Source organism: Tepidiphilus sp. J10 (genome assembly GCF_006980785.1).
GTDB lineage: Bacteria > Pseudomonadota > Gammaproteobacteria > Burkholderiales > Rhodocyclaceae > Tepidiphilus > Tepidiphilus olei.
This window is the reverse complement of sequence record NZ_SBHP01000003.1, coordinates 127,951-151,984: the sequence shown is the minus strand read 5'-3', so window position 1 is coordinate 151,984 and position 24,034 is coordinate 127,951. Positions and strand designations below refer to the sequence as shown.

Annotated in this window: 22 protein-coding genes and 1 pseudogene; 14 read left to right on the top strand and 9 right to left on the bottom strand. The window is 64.6% G+C overall.

The features are described from left to right. The first annotated feature begins 35 nt into the window (after positions 1-35). Genes EPD81_RS06585 through EPD81_RS06575 form a run of 3 tightly spaced genes read left to right on the top strand, consistent with a single transcriptional unit; the run spans position 36 to position 3,130 of the window. Complete coding sequence (locus EPD81_RS06585; RefSeq protein ID WP_142804649.1) at positions 36-881, top strand: squalene/phytoene synthase family protein; 846 nt, start codon at positions 36-38, stop codon at positions 879-881. Next, positions 878-2,197 (top strand): FAD-dependent oxidoreductase, encoded by a 1,320-nt coding sequence (locus EPD81_RS06580; protein ID WP_142804648.1) that lies wholly within the window; start codon positions 878-880, stop codon positions 2,195-2,197. The genes EPD81_RS06585 and EPD81_RS06580 overlap by 4 nt, the downstream gene beginning before the upstream one ends. Before the next feature lie 27 nt (positions 2,198-2,224). Then, positions 2,225-3,130, top strand: a complete 906-nt coding sequence (locus tag EPD81_RS06575; RefSeq protein ID WP_142804647.1) for a DMT family transporter — start codon at positions 2,225-2,227, stop codon at positions 3,128-3,130. Here EPD81_RS06575 and EPD81_RS06570 read toward each other — a convergent pair. Next, positions 3,124-3,819, bottom strand: a complete 696-nt coding sequence (locus EPD81_RS06570; RefSeq protein ID WP_142804646.1) for an ABC transporter ATP-binding protein — start codon at positions 3,817-3,819, stop codon at positions 3,124-3,126. The two genes, EPD81_RS06575 and EPD81_RS06570, sit on opposite strands and share 7 nt — an antisense overlap. On the opposite strand from EPD81_RS06570, the gene EPD81_RS06565 reads away from it, so the two are divergent. Then, positions 3,818-4,492, top strand: a complete 675-nt coding sequence (locus EPD81_RS06565) for an arylesterase (RefSeq protein WP_142804645.1) — start codon at positions 3,818-3,820, stop codon at positions 4,490-4,492. The two genes, EPD81_RS06570 and EPD81_RS06565, sit on opposite strands and share 2 nt — an antisense overlap. 13 nt (positions 4,493-4,505) lie before the next feature. On the opposite strand, the gene selD is transcribed toward EPD81_RS06565, so the two are convergent. Then, a complete protein-coding gene (gene selD / locus EPD81_RS06560) occupies positions 4,506-5,564 on the bottom strand; it encodes a selenide, water dikinase SelD (RefSeq protein WP_142804685.1) in 1,059 nt (352 codons plus the stop codon). A 49-nt stretch (positions 5,565-5,613) separates the two neighbouring features. On the opposite strand from selD, the gene mnmH reads away from it, so the two are divergent. Continuing rightward, on the top strand, positions 5,614-6,741 hold the full coding sequence (gene mnmH, locus EPD81_RS06555; protein ID WP_142804644.1) for a tRNA 2-selenouridine(34) synthase MnmH: 1,128 nt from the start codon (positions 5,614-5,616) through the stop codon (positions 6,739-6,741). Here the strand turns inward: mnmH and EPD81_RS06550 are convergent. Beyond that, positions 6,726-8,372: a fatty acid--CoA ligase gene (locus tag EPD81_RS06550; protein WP_142804684.1), complete on the bottom strand. Its 1,647-nt coding sequence runs from the start codon at positions 8,370-8,372 to the stop codon at positions 6,726-6,728. The genes mnmH and EPD81_RS06550 overlap by 16 nt on opposite strands. A gap of 172 nt (positions 8,373-8,544) precedes the next feature. Between EPD81_RS06550 and EPD81_RS10840 the strand changes: the two are divergent. The 3 genes and pseudogenes from EPD81_RS10840 to EPD81_RS06540 all read left to right on the top strand — a co-directional run. Further along, a pseudogene (locus tag EPD81_RS10840) lies at positions 8,545-8,744 on the top strand (hypothetical protein); the annotation flags it as partial. A 70-nt stretch (positions 8,745-8,814) separates the two neighbouring features. Further along, the gene (locus EPD81_RS06545) at positions 8,815-9,123 is read left to right on the top strand and encodes a DUF485 domain-containing protein (RefSeq protein WP_142804643.1); all 309 of its coding nucleotides are present in this window, start codon (positions 8,815-8,817) and stop codon (positions 9,121-9,123) included. Positions 9,124-9,125: 2 nt separating this feature from the next. Continuing rightward, positions 9,126-10,868, top strand: a complete 1,743-nt coding sequence (locus tag EPD81_RS06540) for a cation acetate symporter (RefSeq protein ID WP_221929254.1) — start codon at positions 9,126-9,128, stop codon at positions 10,866-10,868. A 48-nt stretch (positions 10,869-10,916) separates the two neighbouring features. On the opposite strand, the gene rmuC is transcribed toward EPD81_RS06540, so the two are convergent. Next, complete coding sequence (gene rmuC / locus EPD81_RS06535; RefSeq protein WP_142804641.1) at positions 10,917-12,389, bottom strand: DNA recombination protein RmuC; 1,473 nt, start codon at positions 12,387-12,389, stop codon at positions 10,917-10,919. 77 nt (positions 12,390-12,466) lie between these two features. Between rmuC and EPD81_RS06530 the strand changes: the two genes are divergently transcribed. Then, positions 12,467-12,679: a DUF2892 domain-containing protein gene (locus EPD81_RS06530; protein ID WP_142804640.1), complete on the top strand. Its 213-nt coding sequence runs from the start codon at positions 12,467-12,469 to the stop codon at positions 12,677-12,679. 3 nt (positions 12,680-12,682) lie between these two features. On the opposite strand, the gene rsmA is transcribed toward EPD81_RS06530, so the two are convergent. From rsmA to EPD81_RS06510, 4 genes are all read right to left on the bottom strand, one after another. After that, complete coding sequence (gene rsmA, locus EPD81_RS06525) at positions 12,683-13,486, bottom strand: 16S rRNA (adenine(1518)-N(6)/adenine(1519)-N(6))-dimethyltransferase RsmA (RefSeq protein WP_255446495.1); 804 nt, start codon at positions 13,484-13,486, stop codon at positions 12,683-12,685. Then, the gene (gene pdxA / locus EPD81_RS06520; RefSeq protein WP_142804639.1) at positions 13,483-14,460 is read right to left on the bottom strand and encodes a 4-hydroxythreonine-4-phosphate dehydrogenase PdxA; all 978 of its coding nucleotides are present in this window, start codon (positions 14,458-14,460) and stop codon (positions 13,483-13,485) included. The genes rsmA and pdxA overlap by 4 nt, the downstream gene beginning before the upstream one ends. Next, complete coding sequence (locus tag EPD81_RS06515; RefSeq protein WP_185955377.1) at positions 14,457-15,389, bottom strand: peptidylprolyl isomerase; 933 nt, start codon at positions 15,387-15,389, stop codon at positions 14,457-14,459. Before EPD81_RS06515 ends, pdxA begins: the two co-directional genes overlap by 4 nt. 119 nt (positions 15,390-15,508) lie before the next feature. Then, positions 15,509-17,692: an LPS-assembly protein LptD gene (locus EPD81_RS06510; protein WP_221929253.1), complete on the bottom strand. Its 2,184-nt coding sequence runs from the start codon at positions 17,690-17,692 to the stop codon at positions 15,509-15,511. 37 nt (positions 17,693-17,729) lie between these two features. Between EPD81_RS06510 and EPD81_RS06505 the strand changes: the two genes are divergently transcribed. From EPD81_RS06505 to EPD81_RS06485, 5 genes are all read left to right on the top strand, one after another. After that, positions 17,730-17,951 carry a hypothetical protein gene (locus EPD81_RS06505; RefSeq protein ID WP_142804637.1) on the top strand — a complete coding sequence of 74 codons (222 nt, stop codon included), beginning with the start codon at positions 17,730-17,732 and terminating at the stop codon, positions 17,949-17,951. 313 nt (positions 17,952-18,264) lie between these two features. Further along, positions 18,265-19,260 carry an aminoglycoside phosphotransferase family protein gene (locus EPD81_RS06500; RefSeq protein ID WP_142804636.1) on the top strand — a complete coding sequence of 332 codons (996 nt, stop codon included), beginning with the start codon at positions 18,265-18,267 and terminating at the stop codon, positions 19,258-19,260. A gap of 13 nt (positions 19,261-19,273) precedes the next feature. Continuing rightward, on the top strand, positions 19,274-19,978 hold the full coding sequence (locus EPD81_RS06495) for a nucleotidyltransferase family protein (RefSeq protein ID WP_142804681.1): 705 nt from the start codon (positions 19,274-19,276) through the stop codon (positions 19,976-19,978). After that, positions 19,975-21,324 (top strand): aminopeptidase P N-terminal domain-containing protein, encoded by a 1,350-nt coding sequence (locus EPD81_RS06490; RefSeq protein WP_142804635.1) that lies wholly within the window; start codon positions 19,975-19,977, stop codon positions 21,322-21,324. Before EPD81_RS06495 ends, EPD81_RS06490 begins: the two co-directional genes overlap by 4 nt. Positions 21,325-21,340: 16 nt before the next feature. After that, positions 21,341-22,474 carry an FAD-dependent monooxygenase gene (locus EPD81_RS06485; RefSeq protein WP_142804634.1) on the top strand — a complete coding sequence of 378 codons (1,134 nt, stop codon included), beginning with the start codon at positions 21,341-21,343 and terminating at the stop codon, positions 22,472-22,474. A gap of 190 nt (positions 22,475-22,664) precedes the next feature. Here the strand turns inward: EPD81_RS06485 and EPD81_RS06475 are convergent, their stop codons facing one another. Next, complete coding sequence (locus EPD81_RS06475) at positions 22,665-24,026, bottom strand: MmgE/PrpD family protein (RefSeq protein ID WP_142804633.1); 1,362 nt, start codon at positions 24,024-24,026, stop codon at positions 22,665-22,667. Between the last annotated feature and the right edge of the window lie 8 nt (positions 24,027-24,034).

Here is a 24,034-nt window from a genome sequence, read left to right as displayed (position 1 = left end):
AAACCCGCCGCCCTTCAGGGTTTCCAGGTCCAAGGATGATTCCAGACATCGAGCATTGCCGAGAACGTCTCGCCCGCCGTCCCAACGCCCGCTACTACAGCCTGCTGCTTCTGAAGGGCCCCCGGCGGGAGGCGCTTTTCGTACTCTACGCCCTCATCGACGCGCTCGAAGAGGTCGTGCATTCCTGCCGTGAAACTCAGGTGACCCTTACGACCCTTGCCTGGTGGGCGAACGAAGTCGAAGCCGCCTTTGCCGGAACACCGACCCACCCCATCACGCGAGCGTTGCGCCTCGTGCTGGCGGACATGCCCTGGGAACGGGCTTTCTTCGACGAGCTGGTGCTCGCCGCGCGGCTGAGGGCGACGACGATGCGCTGCGCCTCCAGCGCCGAGCTGCAGCAACTGACCTATCGCCTGGGCGCGGTGCCCGCCTTGCTCACGGTGCGCGCCTTGGGCTGCATGGAGCGCGAGGCGCAACAGGCGGCCCAGGAATTGGGCATGGGACTGGCGCTTGCCGAACTCTTGCTCGGCGTCGGCGCGGACGCGCGCGCCGGCCGCATTCTGGTACCCGTGGAACAACTGCAGCGCCACGACGTGCCCGCGGAGCAGATCCTCGAGGGGCGCTGGAGCGAATCCTTTGCGGCGCTGATGCGAGCCCAAGCCGAGCGGGTACGGCACCACTTCCGTGCCGTCGACGAAATGGCCTCGCCGGGAATGCGCGAGGCGCTGCGCCCCCTGATGGCACGCCGCACGGTGACCGAAGCCCTGCTCGCCGAAGCCGAGGCTCTCGACTATCGGCTGCTCGATCGTCGCCTCGAGCTGCCGCCGCTGCGGCAGCTGTGGCTGACCTGGCGGGGCTGGCGGCGAAAGCCCGGCCGATGAGCGCTGGTGAAGAAATCGTCGCGAGCGGTTCGCGCGGACGGTACCCCGAGCGAGGCGACGAGACCTATCGGGCAGATCCGCAAGGAACACGCACCGCGCAACGAAGCAATCGGGCTGCGCGACGGAGTGATTCACAGGCTCTGCAGGTGGCGGTCGTCGGCGCAGGGGTGGCAGGGCTGGTATGTGCACTGCGCCTGGCAGAAGCCGGAGCCAAGGTGGCGGTCTTCGAGCGCGCGCCGCGGTTGGACGCGGGAACGTCCTGCCTGAGCGCGGAGATTCTGCCCCTGTGGGGGGCGAGCCTCCATCTCTTTGCCTGTGCCCGCCGACTAGGCCTGTCGCCACGCCGCTTGAGGACGATCGCGCCGACATGGTCGGTGGCCGGTGCCGGGACGGTCATCCTGCGCACGCGCTGGAGCGGACTGGAAGTACGGGTCGAGCCAGAGGGGATGCTCTCTGGCACGGCACGGCGCGCGGCCGGCCGAGCCCTGAGGCGGCTGCTGCGCGCCGGCCGGCACGGCGCAAGCACCCTGCCCGACGTGCCGCTCGCCCAGGCGGCGCTGCCTTGGGGCGGCGAGGAAGGACTCCGTCTGCTGTGGCGCCCATTGTGTCGTCTTCTGTGTCTCACGGCGGCCGAAGAAACCCCCCTGCCCCGCCTCGCCCGCCTTCTCGCCGCTGCGCTGGGTACGAGGCTCCAACGCCAATGGGTCCAGTTACCCGATTCCTTCGTCGAATGGTTTTCCGTACCGCTCACTCGTACTTTGGGGCGTTGCGGCAGCGAGGTGGCGATCGCCGCGCCGGTGCACACCCTGGAGCCCTGTGACGGCGGATGGCGCCTGCCTCAGACCGACGGCCGACGATTCGATCACGTCGTCCTCGCCGTCGCTCCTTGGGATGCGGCAGTTCTGCTCCGAGAAATCCAGGGGCTCGGTGCACTGCGCCACCGGCTCTCGAATTGGCCGAAAACCTCGCTCTGGAGCGCGATCCGGTCACGCCCTTCCGGCGAATGGCGTTTCACCCCGGCAGCCGATGCCTGGTGTGCGCCAGCCGGAGGCGCCCGCACGGGATGGGCTAGCCTTGCTCAGCCCTCTGCGGAACGTCTCGCACCCCTGGGTACGGCAGCGATCGAGGAACCCTGGCATGATTGCCTCCTGCCTCTACCAGAGTCCTCTTCCCTGACCCCGGACATCGCTCCAGGTCTCTGGCTCGCTGGTGGATGGCTGGCGCCAGCGCCGACCTTTGCGGGGCCGGAAGCGTCGGCCGCGAGCGGCTGGCATACCGCCGGTGCGATCCTGAACGCGGAAACGGTGGCAGGATAGCAAGCGGATGTCGGTTCCTCCTACCCCATGATGCGATTTTCCCGCGACCATTTCCTGCTCCTGCTCGTTGCCGCCATCTGGGGCAGTACCTTCGTTGCCCAGCGCCAGGCTATGACTACCATGGAGCCATTTTCCTTCAACATGGCCCGTTTTGCGCTGGCGGCATCCTTTCTCCTGCCCATGTGGTGGTGGTATGAACGCCCTTGGGGCCGCGTACCCTTGCGACGCTGGATTCGGGCCTCGACGATCACGGGAACCCTACTCTTTGGTGGATTTGCCTTACAACAGATCGGTTTGCTCGAAACGACCGCCTCGAATGCAGCCTTCATCACCGCGAGCTACATCGTCTTCGTCCCCTTGTTCGGTTTGCTGCAAGGGATCCGCCCGCCAAAACCATTCTGGTATGCCCTATCCGCATGCATCCTCGGGCTCTATTTACTCTCGACCCAAGGAGGATTGAAAATTCACCGTGGGGATGCGTTCGAATTGGCCGGTTCCTTTTTCTGGGCAGCTCACGTCATTGCCCTCAGCCGCTACGGCCGACACTTGTCCCCCATTGGCCTGACGGCGGGACAATTCCTCGTGGCGACGCTGCTGTCCGCGCCGGTGGCCCTTTTTTGGGAGCGTCCAACCATCGAGGACGTGACGGCAACCCTAGGCCCCATCCTTTGGGCGGGGATCCTCTCCAGTGCTCTGGCCTTTACCTTACAGGTGGTCGCTCTGCGCACCGTACGCCCGACACACGCGGTGCTGATCCTCTCGCTCGAGAGCGTATTTGCGGCACTAGCCGGTGCGCTCTGGCTCGGCGAGACGTTGAGCGCACGCCAATGGCTGGGGGCCGCCATTTTGCTGATGGGTATTTTTTTGGCTCAATGGCACGAAACGTCCCGCGAGGAAGCTCTGAAGCGTGCCGAGACGCGCATACCTCATTGAACGAGTCGTCCCGCGTGCATTTTCAGGACACGATCGCATCGTGCTGCCAAGCTGGGATCATGCGTGACGAGCACGAGCGTGGTGCCTTCCCGCGCCCGCAAGGAGAACATCAGTTCGATCACCGCCTCTCCCGTGGCCGTGTCGAGGTTGCCCGTCGGCTCATCGGCGAGAATCACCTTGGGCGAAGTGGCGAACGCGCGCGCCAGAGCCACACGCTGCTGCTCGCCGCCCGAGAGCGTGCGTGGGTCGTGATGCAACCGGTGCGCCAAGCCGACGCGTTCCAGCCATTCCCGGGCTTTCTCCTGCGCAGCCGCAACACCACCGAGTTCCAGCGGCAACGCGACGTTTTCCAGGGCGCTGAGGGTCGGCAGGAGCTGAAAATCCTGAAAAACGAAGCCGATCGTACGCCCCCGCAGAGCCGCGCGTTCGTCTTCGTCCAGTGCGAAGATCGACGCTCCAGCGAGTCGAACCTCGCCGCTGGTCGGCGAATCCAGTCCCGCGAGCAAGCCGAGTAAGGTAGACTTCCCCGAACCGGAGGAGCCGACGATCGCCACTGCCTCGCCCTGCGAGACGCTGAGATCGACGTCGTCGAGAATGACGAGAGGGGGGTCGTCCCGACGGGACACGACTTTACGGAGTTTTTCGGCGCTCAAGATCACGTTCTTCGTTTGCGGAGTTTGTTCACCCATGCCTTCCTTTCCTTCCTCGTCTCGAATTGGACGTCTTGTTGCCCACACGGTTTTCCTGGCACTCGTCTGCGTCACTTCCCCCGTTGCCGCGGCCACCCTCCTCGTGTTCGGCGACAGTCTCTCGGCCGGTTATGGTCTACCCCCAAAGAGCGGCTGGCCACATTTGCTGCAGGCCAAGCTCGATACCCTCGAACCCGGGATGCACCGGGTCATCGACGCGAGTGTCTCCGGAGAAACGAGCGCCGGAGGGGCTGCCCGCTTGCCGGCGCTCCTTGAGCGACACCGACCCGATGTGCTCGTCCTCGCACTGGGCGCCAATGATGGCCTGAGGGGACTTCCCCCTGCAGCCATGGAGGCGAACTTAGAGCGCATGATCCTCATGGCGCGCCAAGCCGGCTGCGAAGTCGTGCTCGTAGGTATGAGGCTACCTCCCAACCTCGGGCCGGATTACACGGACGAATTCGAAGCGGTCTATTCGCGCCTCGCGGCCCGCCATCCTGTGCATTTCGTCCCTTTCTTGCTCGAGGCGATCGCGCTCGACCCTGACGCGTTCCAGGAAGACGGACTGCATCCCGTGCTGGAGGCCGTGCCCAAGTTGCTCGAGACGGTGTGGCCGGCGATCGCCACGGCGCTGGAGGCGGTGCGCAAACGCAGCGCCACCTCCGGGCGTTGAAACACGGTGCATTTCAGCGCAGCACGACGCGCGGCACGGGCGCCTCGACGATCTCACCGATCTTCCAGCCGCCCAGCGCCTGATGGGCGCGAATCTCGGCGATCACCCCTTCGGCTGCCTCCGGCGCACAGGCGATCAGCAGCCCCCCGCTCGTCTGCGGATCGGTGAGCCAGGTACGCCACAGCGCCGCCTCGTTTTCTTCGTCGGCGAGCGCCGACAGATCGACCTCCTCGCCGTAACTCGCCCAGTTGCGCTTGGAAGCCCCCGTGGCCACGCCCTCTGCGGCATATCGCCGGGCGCTGGCGAGCACGGGGATCGCTTCGCGGTCGAGCACCGCCGACACGCCGCTCGCACGGCAGATTTCCAAGAGATGTCCCGCCAAGCCGAAGCCGGTGACGTCGGTCATGGCGTGCACCGCCTCGCGACTGGCGAGCGCCTGCCCGGCGCGGTTGAGCGTCATCGTCCACAGCCGCATTTCGGCGTATTCGCTGCCGGAGAGCCGGCCCTGCTTGAGCGCCGCCGAGAGGATGCCGATGCCCAAGGGTTTGCTCAGGATCAGCACGTCGCCCGGCCGCGCCCCGCCGTTGGTCTTCACCTGCTCGGGATGGACCACGCCCAATGCCACCAAGCCGTAGATCGGCTCGATCGTGTCGATCGAATGCCCGCCGGCGAGCGGGATGCCCGCCTCGCGGCACACGCTCGCCCCGCCTTCCAGAATGCGCGTGATCGCCTCCTCGGGCAGCTTGCCGACGGGCATGCCGACGATCGCCAGCGCCAAAATCGGCCGCCCGCCCATGGCATAGACGTCGGAGAGCGCATTGGTCGCAGCGATGCGGCCGAAATCGTAGGGATCGTCGACCACGGGCGTGAAGAAATCGGTGGTCGCGACGATCGCCAAATCCTCGCGCACGCGGTAGACTGCCGCATCGTCGCTCGCCTCGGTGCCCACGAGGAGTTCCGGCGGACACAGCCCCGGTGGCAGCGAACCGAGCAGGCGCTGCAGCACCGCCGGCGCGATCTTGCAACCGCAGCCGCCGCCGTGGGCCCATTCGGTGAGCCGGATGCCGTGCACCGCCGCCTTCGTTCCTTCCGCTCCTTCCATATCGACCTCCTCGCTATCCATGGCCGCCAAAGACAAAGATAGAATTGTACCGCTCGAACGAATCGAGGAATTCGACACGATCATCGACGCGCGCTCCCCGTCCGAATTCCTCGAAGACCACCTCCCTGGTGCGATCAACCTACCGGTGCTCGACGACACCGAACGGCGCATCGTCGGCACCATTTACAAGCAGCGCTCGGCTTTCGAGGCGCGCCGGCTCGGAGCTGCCTGGGTAGCCAAGAACTTGGCGCGCCACCTGCAGGAGCGCCTGCAGCAGTACCCCCCTTCATGGCGCCCCCTCGTCTACTGCTGGCGCGGCGGGCAACGCAGCGGCGCCTTCGTCACCTGGTTGCGCCTGATCGGCTGGCCGGCGGCGCAACTGGCGGGCGGCTACAAGACCTATCGCCGGTGGGTGTTGGAGCGGCTCGTCGATCTGCCGGGGCGTTTTGCCTGGCGGGTGCTCGCCGGGCCCACCGGTTCGGGCAAGACGCGCGTACTGCAGGCGCTCGCCCAACGCGGTCACCAGGTACTCGATCTGGAGACGCTCGCGCGCCATCGCGGCTCCATTCTCGGCGCCTGGCCCGGAGGAGAATCACAGCCCTCGCAGAAAGCCTTCGATACGGCGCTCGTGGCGGCGCTGCGTCGGTTCAACCCGCAAAAACCCGTCTTCGTCGAAGCCGAGAGCAAGCGCATCGGCCTACTGCAGCTCCCCGATGCGCTCCACGAGGCGATCCGGCTCGCCCCGATGATCGTGCTCGACACGCCCCGCGAGTGCCGCATGCAGCTCCTGCTCGAAGACTATGCCTGGATGGGCGACGAGCCCGGATCGCTCGCACGACGGCTCGAGCGATTCAAAGGCTTCGTCCCGAACGAGACCTTGCGCCGCTGGCAGGAACTCGCCTTTCGCCGTGATCTGGCGACGCTCTTTGCCGAGCTCATCGCCCGGCATTACGACCCACTCTACCGCCGCTCGCTCGCCCGCCACCCGGAGCTTGGCCGAGCGCCCCGGGTACGGCTCACGGGATTGGATCCCGGTGCACTGGAGGTCGCCTGCCGGGAGATCGGAGCGTGGAGCTCGGTTTCCGAGCGCCTTCTCCAGCCGTCCGCGGCTGCGGTCTCGGCCCGCCCTCCTCACGCAGCACCATAGCGCTCGCGCAGTGCCCGCTTGTTGATCTTGCCTACGCTGGTTTTAGGAATTTCCTCGAGGAAGACGATGCGATCGGGCACGGCATAGCGCGAAATTTCCCCTGCCTCGGCAGCGCGCCGTAGTGCCTCGAGGATGTCCTCGGAACTCACCGCGCCAGGCCGGGACGGTACGACGAAGGCCAGAGGACGCTCACCCCAGCGCTCATCCGGCACACCGATCACCGCCACTTCGGCCACCCCCGGTACCCGGAGGATGTGCCCTTCGATTTCGAGCGAGCTGATCCATTCGCCGCCCGATTTGATCACGTCCTTGAGGCGATCGGTGATGCGCAGGAAACCGTCGGGGTCGATCACACCGATGTCCCCCGTGTGCAGCCATCCGCCGCGCCACAGACGCTCGGAACCCTCGGGATCGTGCAAGTAGCCTTGGGTGAGCCAAGGCGCGCGCACCACCACTTCCCCGGCGCTCTTACCGTCGTGCGGCAGTTCGTTCATCGCCCCGTCGACGATGCGCAGCTGTACCAAAGGAATCGGCCGCCCTGTTTTGGATCGTTGCCTGGCCTGAGCTTCCAGATCCCACGACAGCATCTCTTCATCGAGGAACGCCACGGTGAGAATGGGGCAGGTCTCCGACATACCATAGCCAGTGACGACGTCGATACCACGTTCCAAGGCGGACTTGGCCAACGCAGCCGGCAACGCCGAACCACCGATGATCACCTTCCAGCCGGAGAGATCGGCCGACGCCGACGCCGGACTCATAAGCAGCATCTGCAAGATGGTAGGCACACAATGCGAGAACGTCACGCCATGCTCGGCGCGCAATTTCAAGAGACGCTCCGGCACGTAGCGGCCGGGATAGATCTGCTTCAGGCCGAGGTTCGTCGCCACGTAAGGCATGCCCCAGGCATGGACGTGAAACATGGGGGTGATCGGCATATAGACGTCCCGTTTGTCGAGACGGCAGTGCGCTGCGCTGCTCAGTGCGAGCTGACAAGCGAGCGTGTGCAGCACCAGCTGGCGGTGGCTGAAAAACACCCCTTTGGGTAGGCCCGTGGTGCCCGTAGTATAGAAAGTGGTGGCACGGGTGTCTTCGTCGAGCTCGGGGAAGAGGTAATCCGGCGCGGATTCTTCGAGCAAGGATTCATACTCCCCCGCGCAGCGCAAGCCCTGCAAATCTGCCTCGCGAGCCCTTCCTTCGTCGTCGAGCAGCACGACCGCCCTAACGGTGCGCAATTGCCCGGCGATGCGCTGCAGCAGCGGCAAGAACTCGACATTGACGAGCAAGATGTCGTCGGCGGCGTGGTTGATCGTATAGACGATCTGCTCCGGCGAGAGGCGCACGTTCACCATGTGCAACACCGCACCCATCATCGGTACGGCGTAAAAGCATTCGAGATAGCGGTTCGTATCCCAGTCCATCACGCCGACGGTGCTCCCCGCTTCCACGCCCAGCCCGGCAAGCGCATTGGCCAACCTCCCGACCCGTTCGTGCAATTGACGATAGGTACGGCACGTCTGGCCATAGACGATCTGGGCGTTAGGATGATCGGATACCGCCCGTTCGAGCATGTGCCGTATCAGCAAGGGATAGGGATAGGCCGAAGGGGTTCGTTCGATCCGAGCTGCCATGTTCATGGTTTTGTCTCCTCTGGAAAAACGACCGAGTGCTGCAAAGCATAACGCGGAAAGCACTTTCGTTTTGAGGACTTCGTCGTTAAATGATTGTCAGGTCCCGGACGATTACATCGATCCGCGACATCGTGCATCATTTTTGGGTCGTGAGACGATGCGCGAGTCGATCGAAGCGCTCGAAGCGACGACTCAGCGAGACTTCTGGCCGTCAATCACCGCATCCCCCAGAAAGCCCAGGGACATGTCACACCCATCGAAGCCATGAAAAGATGGTACGCGAAAAACGAGCGAAGCGAGTTTCGACAAAGTCAAACACCGGAAATCTTCATTAAAATAATATTTTGTCATTTTCAAGGGCGTGACACGTAAGCATTTTGTAAGACTTTCATCCTAGTCTATGGCCTGCAGACTCCCGCAAACGCTTAAGGAAGAGAGCAGCATGCAAAACGACATCTACGAGCGGATTCGCGCGAATCCAAAGTACCAGCGCCTGGTGCAGGAGCGCGGGCGTTTCGGCTGGATCCTGACGATCCTCATGCTGATCGTCTACTACGGCTACATCGCGCTGATCGCCTTCGACAAGGAGTTCCTCGCCAAGCCCATCGGCACCGGCGTCACCACCCTTGGTATCCCCATCGGCGTCGGTGTCATTCTCTTCGCCATCATCATCACGGGCATCTACGTGCATCGGGCCAATACCGAGTTCGATGCGCTGACCGAAGAAATTCTCAAAGAGGTGCGCAAATGAGAATGGCAACGAAACTCGGCGGCCCACTGGCGCTACTCGCGATCACGGGGGTCGCCTTCGCGGCCGGCGGCGACCTGGGGCAAACCGTCAAGCAGGAAACGAACTGGACCGCGATCCTCATGTTCGTGGCCTTCGTCGGCCTGACGCTGTGGATCACGAAATGGGCAGCGGGACGCACGAAAACGGCAGCGGCCTTCTACACTGCCGGCGGCGGAGTCACCGGCTTCCAGAACGGCCTGGCGATCGCCGGCGACTACATGTCCGCGGCCTCCTTCCTCGGCATCTCGGCGGCGATCATGGCCAACGGCTACGACGGGCTGATCTACTCGATCGGATTCCTGGTCGGCTGGCCCATCATCACCTTCCTGCTCGCCGAGCGGCTGCGCAACCTCGGTCGTTTCACCTTCGCCGACGTGGCCGGCTACCGCTTCCAGCAAGGACCGATCCGCACCTTCGCCGCTGCCGGTACGTTGGTGGTCGTCGCCTTCTATCTCATCGCGCAGATGGTCGGTGCCGGTCAGCTCATCAAGCTGCTCTTCGGTCTGGACTACTGGATGGCGGTGGTGATCGTCGGCGTGCTGATGATGGTCTACGTGCTCTTCGGCGGGATGACCGCCACCACCTGGGTGCAGATCATCAAGGCGTGTCTCCTGCTCGCGGGTGCTTCTTTCATGGCCTTCGCCGTGCTCTTCCACTTCGGCTTCAACCTGGAGGCGATGTTCGCCAAAGCGGTGGAGATCAAGACCAACCTCGCCCTCAATGATCCCAAGGTGGTCGCCACGGCGGCCGAACAGGGCAAGGACGTGATGGAGGTGGCGAAGAACGTCGGGCACTCGATCATGGGGCCGGGCAACTTCATCAAGGATCCGATCTCGGCGATCTCCTTTGGCATGGCGCTGATGTTCGGCACGGCCGGCCTGCCGCACATCCTCATGCGTTTCTTCACGGTGCCGGATGCCAAGCAGGCGCGCAAATCCGTGCTCTGGGCCACCACCTGGATCGGCTACTTCTACATCCTCACCTTCATCATCGGCTTTGGCGCGATCATCTTCGTGCTCACCGATCCAAGCTTCCTCGACGCCAAGGGCGCGCTCAAGGGCGGTAGCAACATGGCGGCGATCCACCTCGCCAACGCCCTGGGCGGCAACATTTTCCTCGGCTTCATGTCGGCAGTGGCGTTTGCTACCATCCTCGCAGTGGTGGCGGGACTCACCCTGTCGGGCGCCTCGGCCGTGTCGCACGACCTCTATGCGACGCTCTTCAAGGAAGGCAAGGCGGATTCGGCCTCCGAGCTGCGCGTCTCGCGCATCGCCACGCTGTGCCTGGGCGTCGTGGCCGTGTTGCTCGGCATCGCCTTCGAGAAACAGAACGTCGCCTTCATGGTGTCGCTCGCCTTCGCGGTCGCGGCTTCGGCCAACTTCCCGGTACTGCTGCTCTCGGTGCTGTGGAAAGACTGCACCACGCGCGGGGCGGTGACCGGCGGCTTCCTCGGCCTGATCGCCTCGGTGGGGCTCACCGTCGTCTCACCCGCGGTGTGGGAAGACGTGCTCGGCAATGCGAAGGGTTCGGCTTGGTTCCCCTATACCTCGCCGGCGCTCTTCTCCATGCTGGTCGGCTTCATCGGCACCTGGCTCTTCTCGGTGCTCGACCAGAGCGAGCAGGCGAAGAAAGAGCGGGCGGCCTATGCTGCCCAACGGGTACGCTCCGAAACCGGCCTGGGCGCTGCGGCCGCTTCGGACCACTGATCGTTCAATCAGAAAACCCCTACACCCCCGGCTCCGGCCGGGGGTTTTTCATGTTTCGGATTTCCCTGCCGACTCTGCCAACGGATCCTCTCCCGTGGGATCGTCAGCAAGCAGACCGAGCGGCAAATTCTTTCCCGGTTTCACCCCCAGTTCCCTTAGCGACTCGGCACGGCGCAGCAGATTTCCCTTGCCGGTGGCGAGCTTGCCCATCGCTTTGTCGTACTCGCTGCGCGCCTGCTCCAGGCGCTGCCCGAGCGCCTGCAAGTCGGCAACGAATCCAGCGAACTTGTCGTAGAGCTCGGCACCCCGTCGGGCGATTTCTTGGGCGTTCTGGTTCTGCTGTTCCTGGCGCCACAGATGGGCCACGGTGCGCACGACGAAGAGCAGCGTCGAGGGGCTCACCAGCAGCACGTTGCGTTGCCAGGCGTCCATGAAGAGGTCCCGGTCGTGCGTGACGGCGAGCATGAATGCGGGTTCGATCGGCACGAAGAGCAGCACGAAGTCGAGCGACCCCACGCCGTAGAGTTCTTCATAGCGTCGTTGCGACAGTCCTTTCATGTGCGTACGCACCGAATCGAGGTGCCGTTTGAGCGCCGCCTGGCGGGCATTCTCGTCCGTAGCGGCCGTGTAGTCTTCATAGGCATTGAGCGAGACTTTGGCGTCGATGACGAGGTGCCGCCCCTCGGGGAGGCGGATCACGACGTCGGGTTGCAGGCGGCGTCCTTCGCCATCGGTGTGCGACACCTGCACCTCGTACTCCTCGCCGCGGCGCAGGCCCGAGGCCTCCAGCACACGTTCGAGCACGAGCTCTCCCCAGGTGCCCTGGGTCTTGCTCGAGCCTTTGAGCGCCTCGGTGAGCTGACGCGCCTCCCGGCTCAAGGTCTGGTTGAGCGCCATGAGCTGACGCACCTGCTCGGCCAGTGCCGTGCGATCCTTGCCTTCATTGACGTAGGCTTCCTCGACCTTGCGCTGAAACTCGGTCAGGCGCATCTTGAGCGGTTCGAGCAAGCCGGCGAGTTGCGCCTGATTTTGATCGGTGAAGCGGCGAGACTTCTCTTCGAGGATCTCGTTGGCCAGGTTCTTGAATTGCTCGGTGAGCTGCTGACGGGCGTCTTCGAGCAAGCGCAATTTGGCCGCCGCTGCCCGGCGTTCGGCTTCGAGTTCCTGGGTCAGAGCCGCTTGACGTTCGGCCAAGCGCCGGTTTTCTTCCAAGGTTTGCTGCCAGCGGGTTTGCACTTCCGCGAGGCGCTGGTTGGTTTCGGCCAGGCGCTCTGCCAAGCCGGCGCGATGAGTCAGCTCGCCGCGCAGTTGCGCCACTTCTTCGTGCAGCAGGCGGCGCTCGCTCTCCAGGGACTCGATGCGCTGGCGCAATTCGCTCTGCAAGCGCAGTTCCGCTTCTTGCCGTTGGGCGAGCTCACGCTCGAAACTGGAGCGCTGAGCCGAGAGCGATAAACGCGCCCAGAAAAAGGACGACGCAACGCCGATGAGCATCGCCAAGAGAATGAGAAGAAAAAAATCCATGGAATCGACCCCCTCGCATCGAGTGAAAGTGCTAAGATGAAATGCGGAATCCCCCATCAACCAGGAGGAATAGCGCCATGAAACCAAATGTCGGAGGCGTCGACAAGATCGTTCGTATCGTCGTGGGCGTATTGTTGATCGTGCTCGCTTTGATGGGTATCGGTACGCCCTGGACGTGGATCGGGGTGCTGCCGCTTGCCACCGGGCTTTTCAACTGGTGCCCGCTCTATACCCTCATCGGGGTGAACACCTGCAAGACCAAGGAATCCGGCTCCGGCCAGAATTCCTGAGCCTCATGCCCCAGAGGCTGGCGCGTGCGCGAGCACGTTTGCCAGCCGCACGAAATCCTCGACCGCGAGGGTCTCCGCACGGGCGTTTGGATCGATCCCCGCCTGAACGAAGAGAGCCGGATCCGGAATCGACGCTTTCAAGGCGTTGCGTAACGTCTTGCGCCGCTGATTGAAGGCGGCGGCGACCAGCCGGGAGAATCGTTCGGGATCTTCGAGGGTATGCGTCCCCTCGGGCAAAGGAGTGAGGCGCACGATGCTGGAAGTGACTTTCGGCGTGGGCACGAATGCACCCGGCGGCACGTCGAAACACTTGCGCACGGCAAATCGCTGCTGCAGCATCACCGACAATCGCCCATAGGCAGCACTGTCCGGAGCGGCCGCCATGCGCTCCACGACTTCCTTTTGCAGCATGAAGGTCATGTCCGCGATGCGATCGGCGTAGTCCGCGAGGTGAAACAGTAGTGGCGTCGACACGTTGTATGGCAGATTTCCTACCACCCGCAAAGGGGCCGGCAGAGTGGCGAAATCGAAACGCAAGGCGTCGGCTTCGATGAGCCGCAGCCGCTCCGCGGGGAAGCGCTGCCGCAGGCGGGCGGCGAGATCGCGATCGAGTTCGATGGCCGTGAGCTGGCCGGCGGCTTCGATGAGCGGCTCGGTGAGCGCGCCGAGCCCCGGGCCGATCTCGACGAGGTGCTCGCCTGGTTTCGGGTCGATCGTGGCGACGATGCGCCGGATCACGTTGGGATCACGCAGGAAATTCTGCCCGAAGCGCTTGCGCGCCCGGTGGCCTTGTACTTCGGCGATCACGTGCCGCTTTCTCCCTGAGCGGCAAGACGCTCCTCGACGGAAGCAAGCAGACAGGCGAGCGTGACCGCCTCGAAGAGGCTACCCGGATCCGCGCGCCCGGTACCGGCCAGATCGAGGGCCGTACCGTGATCGACCGAGGTGCGGATGAAGGGCAAACCGAGGGTAACATTGACGCCGTTGCCGAAACTGGCGTACTTGAGCACCGGCAAGCCCTGGTCATGGTACATGACGAGCTGGGCGTCACTGCCGGCAATCACTCGGGGCGTAAAGAGCGTATCGGCCGGCAGAGGGCCGACCAGGGTCATCCCCTCGGCGCGCAACCGCTCGAGCACGGGAGTGATGACCTCGATTTCTTCCCGTCCGATATGGCCGCTCTCGCCGGCGTGCGGGTTGAGGCCGGTCACGAGGATGCGCGGCCGGGGGATGCCGAAACGGCGCTGCAGATCCCGATGGAGGATGCGTAGCACGGCTTCGAGCCGCTGCGGCGTGACGGCGGCAGGCACTTCAGTCAAGGGCAAATGAGTGGTGACCAGCGCGACGCGCAACCCCGCACCCACAAGCATCATCACCACGAACGGCGTGCCGCTACGCTCGGCAAGATACTCGGTATGTCCGGTGAAGATGCGCCCCGAATCGGCGATGAGGCTTTTTTGGATCGGCGCCGTGACGATCGCGGCGAAGGTGCCTTCGAGCACGCCGTCGATCGCCGTGTCAAGCACTTCGAGCACGTAAGGCGCGTTGGCCGGTTCGAGGCAACCGGGCTTGGAAGGGGCGCGCAGCGGGACATGGCGTACCGACAAGGGCGCAGGATCGGCGGGATCGAATTCGGGCAGCGGCGGCGCACCGCGTTGGCGCAGCAATTCCCGATCGCCGATCAGCACGAGCGGCGCGGGCCACAGACGGTCGGCAAGCCGGGCGCAGAGCTCGGGGCCGACCCCGGCAGGTTCGCCCGTGGTGAGGGCGATCGGTTTCATGTTCCCTCCAGAGCGTCGCGACGGATTTCGACGAAGGCCTCGGCGCGAATGGTTTGCAACCAAGCATTGTAGGCCTGCTCGAGTTTTTGGCGACGTAGGATCTGCCTGGCGTAGTTACGGCGATAGTCTTCGGAGGCAGTGAGCGGACGGCGCTCCAAAACCTGGATCAGGTGCCAGCCGAAGGGGGTTTTCACCGGTTGGGAAATCTCGCCCGGTTCGAGTCGGTTCATCGCTTCCTCGAAGGCAGGCACGGTATCGCCCGGGTTGATCCAGCCGAGATCTCCTCCCTTGAAGGCGGAGCCGTCGTCGGAATTGGCCCGGGCAAGCTCGGCGAAGTCTGCCCCATTGAGAATGCGTTCTCGCAACGCAAGGAGCCGTGCTCGAGCCGATTCGTCGTTGGTGGCCTGGTTGGTACGGATCAGGATGTGGCGTACGCGGGTCTGGATCACATTGCCTGCTTCCGCCTCGATGCGGCGCATCAGATCGGGGTTGTTGGCGAGAAAGTGGTCGACCTCGGTATCCGACACCGTCACCCGCCCCTCCATCTCTCGCTCACGCAGCCGAGCGATGGTCATTTCGCGGCGAATCTGCTCGCGAAACTGATCGAAACTGATCCCGTCGGCGGCGAGTGCCTGTTCCAAGGCATCCAAAGTGAGGGCATTGCGCTGGGCGATGTCCTCGATTGCCCGGGAAACGGCCGCATCATCGACGGAGATCCCCATGCGTTTGGCTACCTGCAGTTGCAGTTTCTCCAAAATCATCTGTTCGAGCACTTGCTGGCGCAAGTCGGATTCGGAGATCTGCAGCCCCTGTTTGGCCACTTGATTCTGAGCGCGGACGAGGTATTGGTTCAATTCGGTAGACGTGATGGGCTCGTTGTTGACCACGGCCACGACCCGGGTCAGCTCGAGCGCGGAGGCCGGCCACATCCAGAGCACCAGAAGAAAGGGCAATAGCCCACGCAGCCCTCTTGGGCGTCGTTGTGCAATCATGCAAGCACTGCGCAACCAGGCCATGTGGCTACGCAGTTGGCCAATCGAGGTACCCATCACATCCCCCCTTCGGTTCCGAGCATCGTGCTGGTGGCGGTTGGTTGAATCTTGCCGTACCCGGGAACCGAGCGGCGCAATAGCGTTTCTGGGCTGGAGCCGAGGCTACCCAATCCATTGAGTTCGAGTTGCACGAAAAATGCCGTGTTCTCGTCATCAGCAGACAAGGCATAACGGTGGAAGGCGGTGCGCAGCACCCAGCAGCCGCCGTCATACTCCAACCCCACGATGGCCTCGGTGAGGCGCTCTTCGAGCAAAGAGCGGCTCATGCGCGCCACCCCGACCCATCGTTTGGCCAGCGGCCACTGCACGCCTATGCCCACGTCTTCGAGGAGATCTCGAGTATAACGGTAGTCGAGATTGAGCACCCGGGCAAAACCTGGTTGATAGCGCACGCCCGTATTCAGGCGCTGCGTCTGGTTTTCGTTGGGGTTGTATTGCCAGAAGGTTTTGAACTGCATCTGTCGGGTCAGGTGTACATCGGCTTCACCGAGCACGTCGGTCCGTCGATCGAGAATGGGGCTCTCATAGGGCATCAGCACTCGAGGCGTTTCGAAGTAGTAGCGTTGACCCAAAGTGACGCGCAGGCGTTCCCAACCGGTTTGGGATTCGAGCAAACGCGACGTGACGGCAAAAGTGATCTGGTCGGCATCGGAAATCCGATCGTCCCCGACGTAGCGGTTGGGGTAGAAAATCTGGGCAAATCCGTAGCCGAAACGGCTCGAATCGAACAAGGGGATGTCCGACTGCCGCCGATAAGGAGTGTTCACGTAAAAAAGACGCGGCTCGAGGGTCTGTAACCAATCCCGGCCGAAGAAGGCCGCGTCACGCTCGAAAGCGAGCCCCATGTCGAGCGAGGTGATGGGGATGCTGCGGGTGATCTGGGTCCTTCCCTGTTCGATGGCTGCCTGATCCAGGTCGTAGCGGCTGTAATGCCATTGAACCCTGGGCTCGAAATGCCACCAGCTGCGGTAGATCGGCAGGGAAAGACTCGGAGCGAGCACGAACCGGCTTCCGTCGACCCAGTTCATGCCATAGAGACCGGGAGAACCGGCCTGATCATGCCGGAATTCAGTATAGTGCCCGCCCAAATCGAGCTGAAGGCCGCCGGGAAGATCGAGCGGATCGTGCCACAAAGTCAGCTGAGGCAAACGGCGGTAAGGCTCGGTGACGTCTCGGTCTACCGTCTGGTATTCCTGCATCAACAGCGATCCACCCCAACCTGCCGGATTGTAGTAATTGAGCTGTCCTTGGCGAACCAGGTGCGAGATCGAAGACAGTTCGATGCGACTACTCAGATCACGAAAATAGTTTTTGTCGCTGACGGCGTTGAGGTCTAGTGAATACGACCAGCTGGGGGAAATCGATTGTTGATGCTGCAGGGAGCCCAACGCACGGTTACGATCGGCCTGGCGGTCGCTGGGCAGGAATTCCCCACGCAGCTGCCCCTGATAGCTCGGGGTGAGGTAGCGGTATTCCCCCCCCAGTTGTACCCCACGCTTGGCCATCAGGCGCGTCGTCAGGGTGGCGTCGTAATTCGGGGCCAAGTTGAAGTAATACGGAACCGCCACGTCGAATCCGGACTGGGTGGACATCCCCGCGGTTGGCGTAAGGAAACCAGACTTTCGCTCTTTGCTCAGCGGAAATTCGGCGTAAGGCGCAGCCAGGATCGGCACTCCGTGCAGAACGAGCGACATGTTCCTTGCCTGCCCCTGGTTTCGGTCATAGTCGAGCTTTAGCTCATCGGCTTTGACGTACCAGGCCGGATCCGGGGCAGGACAGCTCGTCCAGGTGCCCCTGAGCAGGCGATACTGGTTTTCCCCTTCGAAGAAGAGCTTCTGCCCTTGACCGTGACCCGCGCGGCTCTGATCCTTGACGTGCTCCGGTGGATCGTAGCGATAGACCGGCTGCTCGATCTCGCCCTCTTTGGCCGTGACATAGAGACGCCCCCGCGGTCCCTCGACCTGGAAGCCCTTGGCCGTGTCCTGGATGACGACTCGTCCCTCGCCGCTCGCCTCATCGGTGAGCTCGTCGAAGCGCAAGCGATCCCCTCGGATGCGAAGGCTGTCTCGTATGATTTCAGCATTACCTATGGCTTCGACGGCAACCCCTCGCTCGCCGCGGATCTCGTCGGCTTCGACGATCGTCCCCTGAGGTAGGAGGGAGGTTTCGGTGCCACTCACCGCATCGGCAGAAAGGCGGATACGAGACGCTTGCTGTGTGCTGGACGTCGCACCGGGCTGCGCCGCGGGCAAAGAAGCCGGCGCGGGGCTCGATGACGTTCCGGGCGAGGCGGAAGGAGGAGTCGGGGTGCGCGGCGCAGCGTCCTCCGATGCGGGTTCGGGCTCGACCGTGGCGGAAAGGGGAACAGGGGGCGGCGGTGTCGGCGAATCTTGCTGCGACGCCGAGGGTCGCGGCGCGCTTGCCGGCGGTAAAGGCTGAGCGGTTCCTTCCGTTGGCGAAGGAACGACGGTGACCGAGGCTCCAGAGGGCGTCGCCGTAGGCGAAGTTGGTGCGACGAGGACGGGCTTGGGCGCCGGTGGCAGGCCAAGGAGCTCCGGTTTCACCGGTAAAGGCGACAAGGGTTGGGCGATCGCTCGAGCGCACGGCAGGCTCCAGGCCAGGAACACCGCCGCCCAGGCAAGCAAACCAAAATTTTCCCCGTCACGCAAAATTCGACTCCCCCGAAGTCACGGGCACACAGCCTCGGCTTTGATAAAATCGTCCGCCATTGTACCGCAAGGAGCCCGCCCTCATGGATCGCTTCGCGCGCCTGCGCCATTGGTTGGCCGATCTCGGCATTGCCGCCGAACCTCGTCCGGCGAGCGCCGATGCCAGCTTTCGCCGCTACTGGCGCGTTGCCCTGCCGGAAGGCGGCACGCGCATCGTCATGGATGCCCCGCCCGACAAGGAGCCTATCGGCCAGTGGCTCGCCGTGCAGAGGCTGCTGCATGATTCCGGCATCGCCGTGCCGCGCGTGGAGGCGGTCGATGCGAGCGAGGGCTTCGTTCTCATGGAAGATTTCGGCGATCGACCCTACGCCGGCAACGTTTCCCCAGAATCCGCCCACGAGCGCTACGCCCAGGCCATGGGAACGCTCGCCACCCTGCAGGCCCTGCCGCGCCCCGATTGGCTGCCGGAATATGATCGGGAAAAACTGCTCACCGAGCTGAGCCTCTTTCCCGAATGGTACGTGCGTCGCCACCTGGGTGTGACCCTCACGCCGAGCGAAGAAGCAATGCTCGATCGCCTCTTCGCGGTACTGGTGGAACGGGCGCTCGCGCAACCGCGGGTCTTCGTGCATCGCGACTACCACGGCCGCAACCTGATGCTGCTCGACGAGGGGCGCGGTCCGGGCGTACTCGATTTTCAGGATGCGGTCTGGGGCCCGATCACGTACGACGCGGTCTCCCTCTTCAAGGATGCCTACGTCGATCTGACCGAAGAATTCGCGCTCGACCTGCTGGTACGCTACTGGCAGGTGGCCAAGCGCCTGGGGCTGCCGATCCACGCCGAGTTCGAGTCCTTTTATACCGACTACGAATGGATGGGCGTACAGCGTCACCTCAAGGTGCTGGGCATCTTCGCCCGGCTCGCACATCGCGACGGCAAGACGCGCTATCTCGAAGACCTGCCGCGCGTGCGCCGTCATTTGCTGCTGGCGAGCCGCCGCTACGGGGAACTCGCCCCCTTGCGCCGATTGCTGGAGCGCTTGCATCCCGAGGATCTGGCCGTTGGGTACACTTTCTGAGGGATTCGTGGCGATGGTGCTCGCCGCCGGACGCGGGGAGCGCCTGCGCCCACTCACCGACACCTGCCCCAAGCCGCTGGTGGAAGTAGGCGGCAAGGCGCTCATCGACCACTGGCTCGACCGGCTCGCCGCCGCGGGCTGCCGCCGCGCCGTGGTCAATCCCTGCTGGCTCGGCGAGCGGATCGTTGCGCACCTCGCGCGGCGCGAAGGACCCCCGCCATTGCGCTTCAGCCCCGAGCCGGCGCCGGGCCTGGAGACGGCCGGAGGGGTGCGCCAGGCGTTGGCGCTGCTCGATGCCGAGTCGTTTCTCGTCGTCAATGCCGACGTCTACTGCCCGCTCGACGTGGCCGCTTTCGTACGCCGCGCCCGGCGCCGGCTCGAAGCCGGGTTCCTCGCACATCTTCTGCTCGTCCCCAATCCGGTACACCACCCCCAAGGAGACTTTGCCCTGGGAGCAAATGCCTTGGTGTATCCTGATGCCAAGGAGGCTCGCGGCGAACCGCTCACGTTTGCCGGTATCGGCTTTTACCGCGCGGATTTCTTCCGGCCGCTGCCTGCCGGAGTGCGCGCACCGCTCGCGCCTCTCTTGCGCGCAGCGATGCAAGAGAGCAAGGTGAGCGGGGAGCGCTACGATGGCCTGTGGGTCGACGTCGGCACCCCCGAACGATTGCACGCCCTGCGCCGCCAGTTGTCGGCAGCACCCGAGGAGAGCGAATGAACCCCGATTTTCCCGTCGGCCGTTACCACGAAGACCTGAGTGCCTTCGCCAAGCGCCGTGCGAGCCTCTTGCATCAACTCGAAGGCGCTGGCGGCGGTGCGTTGCTCTTGCCCACGGCCCCCGAGCGCATCCGCAACGGCGGTACCACCTATCCTTACCGCTTCGACAGCGATTTCTACTACCTCACCGGCTACATCGAACCAGACGCCTGGCTGTTGCTGCGTACCTACGAAGAACCGCGCAGCGCGCTTTTTTGCCGCGACCGCGACCCGGAAAAAGAGTTGTGGGAAGGGCGTCGTCTGGGCGTGGCCGCCGCCCCCCAGGCATTGGGGTTGGAAGCGGCTTTCCCGCTCGCCGAGCTCGACACGAAGCTGCCGGAACTTCTCGCCGGCACGCCGGCGCTGTGGTTGCCGCTGGCGGAGAGCGAGGAGATCGACGCCCGCCTGCGGCGGCTGCTACCGAATCTGCGCACCAAGGCCCGCCTCGGCCCACCGGCACCGGCCACGCTGCACGACGCCCGCGCGCTCATCGGACGCATGCGCCGCGTCAAGGATGCCTTCGAGCTCGACCTGATGCAGCGCAGTGCGAGCATCGCCGCCCATGCCCACCGCCGCGCCATGCGCGTCTGCCGCCCCGGCGTGCATGAATACACGCTGGAAGCGGAACTGATCGCCGAATTCCGCCGCCACGGCGCCCAAGGCCCCTCCTACCCCTCCATCGTCGCCGGCGGCGCCAATGCCTGCATCCTGCACTACACCGACAACCGCTCGCGGCTGAAAGCGGGCGAGCTCGTACTCATCGACGCGGGCTGCGAATACGACGGTTACGCATCGGACATCACCCGCACTTTCCCCGTGGATGGGCGATTCCGCCCGCCGCAGCGCCTACTCTACGACCTCGTGCTCGCGGCGCAGGAGGCGGCGATCGCCGCGATCCGCCCCGGCGCCACCTTCGACGAACCCCACCAGGCGGCGGTGCGCGTGCTCACTCAAGGGCTACTCGACCTGGGGCTCCTTTCCGGTACGCTCGACGAAGCGCTCGAACGGCAGACCTACAAGCGCTTCTACATGCACCGCACCGGTCACTGGCTGGGTCTGGACGTACACGACGCCGGGCCCACGCACGAGCACGGCCAGCCGGTCACGCTCGTGCCCGGCATGGTGCTCACCGTCGAACCGGGGCTCTACGTGCCAGAGGCCGACGACGTACCGCGCGACTTCTGGAACCTCGGCATCCGCATCGAGGACGACGCCCTCGTGACCGAAGAAGGCTGTCGGCTACTCACACGCGACGTGCCGGTTGCGCCCGAGGCGATCGAAGCGCTGATGCAGCACGAAACGGCTTGACCCGAGGACGATCGCCATGCCCCATTCCTCCTCTGCCCCGGAAGTCGCCATCGTCGGTGCCGGCCCCGTAGGGCTGACCCTCGCCCTGTGGCTACACGAGCTCGGGCGCGATACCCTCGTTTTCGATGCCCGGCCACTCGCGAGGCTCACCGATGATGCCCGGGTGCTGGCGCTCTCGCTCGGCACCTGGCGTCAGTTCGAACGGTTGCAGATCGCCGAGCGGCTCCCGGCCACGCCGATCCGCACAATTCACGTCTCGCAGCGAGGTTTCGGCCGCGTGCGCTTGGAGGCGCACGTACTGGGAGTTCCCTTCTTCGGTGCAGTCGTGCGCGCCTCGGATCTCATCACCGCCCTGCTCGACGCGGCACAAACCCGCGGCATCGCCGTGCTCGACGAGACTCCGGTCGAGTCGGCAGACGCGCAGGGCGAGCGCATCGCCCTGCGCACGCCCAAAGGAGCCTTCCATGCCCGGCTCTGCGCCCGCGCCGAGGGACGGCTTCCCGCCGAGGCCGAAGGGGTCGTGTCCCACGACTATGGCCAGAGCGCCCTCATCGGCTGGGTGCACGCCGAGGGGCTCGCGCCGGAGACCGCCGTCGAGCGCTTCACTTCCCAAGGACCCGCGGCGCTCCTGCCCGATCACGGCCAATGGACCTTCGTCCACGTGATGCCGCATGGCGAAGCCGAACGCGCCCTGGCGCAGCCCGACGCCGATTACCTGAACCGCTTGGAACATACCTTCGGCAACCGCTGGCGCCTGAGCGAAATCCACGGCCGCGCCGCCTATCCTTTGGTGCTGCGCTGGCGCCGCCGACCGGTGGCCGAGCGTACGGTCTGGTTGGGCAACGCAGCGCAGACCCTGCATCCGGTGGCCGGCCAAGGCTTCAACCTCGCCGCGCGCGACCTCGCCACCCTAGTGGAGCTGCTGCGCGAGGCCGATGATCCCGGCAGCGCCTGGACGCTCGAGCGCTACGCCCGGCGCCGCGCCCTCGATCGACGGCTCACCATCGGCCTCACCGACGGCTTCGTGCGCGGATTCCTGCCCCAGGAAGGCCTGCTGCCGCTTACGCGCGGCGCCGCCCTGCTCGCACTCGATGCCTGCCTGCCGCTCAAGGCGCGCTTCGCGCGGCAGATGATGTTTGGGTGGCGATGATCATCCGTAGGCCGATCGACCATTCGATGGCTCCGCTCCGCCTTGGCAAGATCACGGCGCTCACCGCGGGCTGCGAGAGTAGGCTCGATGTCCAGGATCACGACGTCGGCACCCGCCGACAGCGCCTTGGAGAAACGCTCGGGCCGATTGCCGGGAACGAAGAGGTAGGTACGGGCGAGCTTCATCGACCTCACTCCCAGAATCGGGCCACGCGTGGCGCCTGGGCGATGGCCCACAGCCGCGGCAACAGGCGATCGACCTCCTCGCCCGTGGCGGCCTTGCCATACTCGGTCAGCTGGCGGAATTTTTCCTCGATCTCGGTCCGCGACAAGGTATTGCCAGGATCGCCCTTGGGTTCATCGACGCGACCGCTCAAAGTTCGTCCATCGACGGTCTCGACGACGACTTTGCCGATCCAGCGCTGCGGGTAGGCCGAGTCGACCTCCGGGTCGAGCACCATGTTCACCTTGCCACGGAAGGCGACGACGCGCGGATCGCGGAAAGCGGTTTCGAACTCCTGCAGCCCGGCGCGACCGAACACCGCGATGAGTCCGAGGACCGTCCCCATGGAGAATTTCGCCTGATGCACCGTCTGCGGCTCGACCACTGGCCCCAGGACGTCGATCGCCGCCTGATGTACGTAGGCGCGCACCCGCGCAATGTCCTCGGCCTCGAGGCCATGTTGTCGCATCACGTGCAGCAGCGCATCGGCCGCCGGGTGCGTGTGGCGGCAGGAAGCGTGGTATTTGAACGAGGTCTCGGCCAAAGCCCAACGGCTGCCGAGCCGATCGGTGAGGCGAGCGGGGTCGGCATCGCGCGACATGCCGGCGCCCATTCCCTGTGGTCCTTCGAGAACGTGTTTCGCGCCGGTAAACCCCTTGGCCGCGAGCAGGGCAGCGGCCAAGCCGGCCGAGGCCGCATGCGCCGTATGCAGTTGCTTGGAGTCGGCGGCATCGCGCAGGAATTCCCACAAGCCGGCGGCCTGCGTACCGGCCGAGCCGAAGGCATCCAGCATCTGAGTAGGGGTGAGGCGCAGAAGCCTGCCGGCCGCGGCCGCCGCGGCGAGCGTACCGGCCGTTCCGGTCGTATGAAAAATCTTGTAGTGCGATCGGCCGAGGAACTCGCCGACGCGGATCCCCACTTCATAGCCTGCCACCACCGCCGTGAGAAATTCCTCGCCGCTGCGCCCCAAGCTTTGGGCCAAGGCGAGCGCCGGCGGAAACACCACCGCTGCCGGATGGAACACCGAGCCATTGTGCACGTCATCCTGTTCGGCATAGTGCGACGCCGCGGCATTGACCATGGCAGCGAAATAGGGGCTGGTACGGCGGCGCGAGATCAGCACTTCGGCCTCCCCTGCCCCGGGCCCCATCTCTCGTGCCAAGGATTCGATCGCCTCGACCGGGCGGGCGCCCTTGCCGGCGAGCGCCGAGCCGAACCAGTCGACGAAGAGCTCTTCGGCCCGGCGCAGCACCGTTTCCGGGATCGCCTTGGGTTCAAGGGTGGCCGCGAACTCGGCCAGAGTCTTGCTCGGATGCGCATCCATCGTCATTTCCCCGC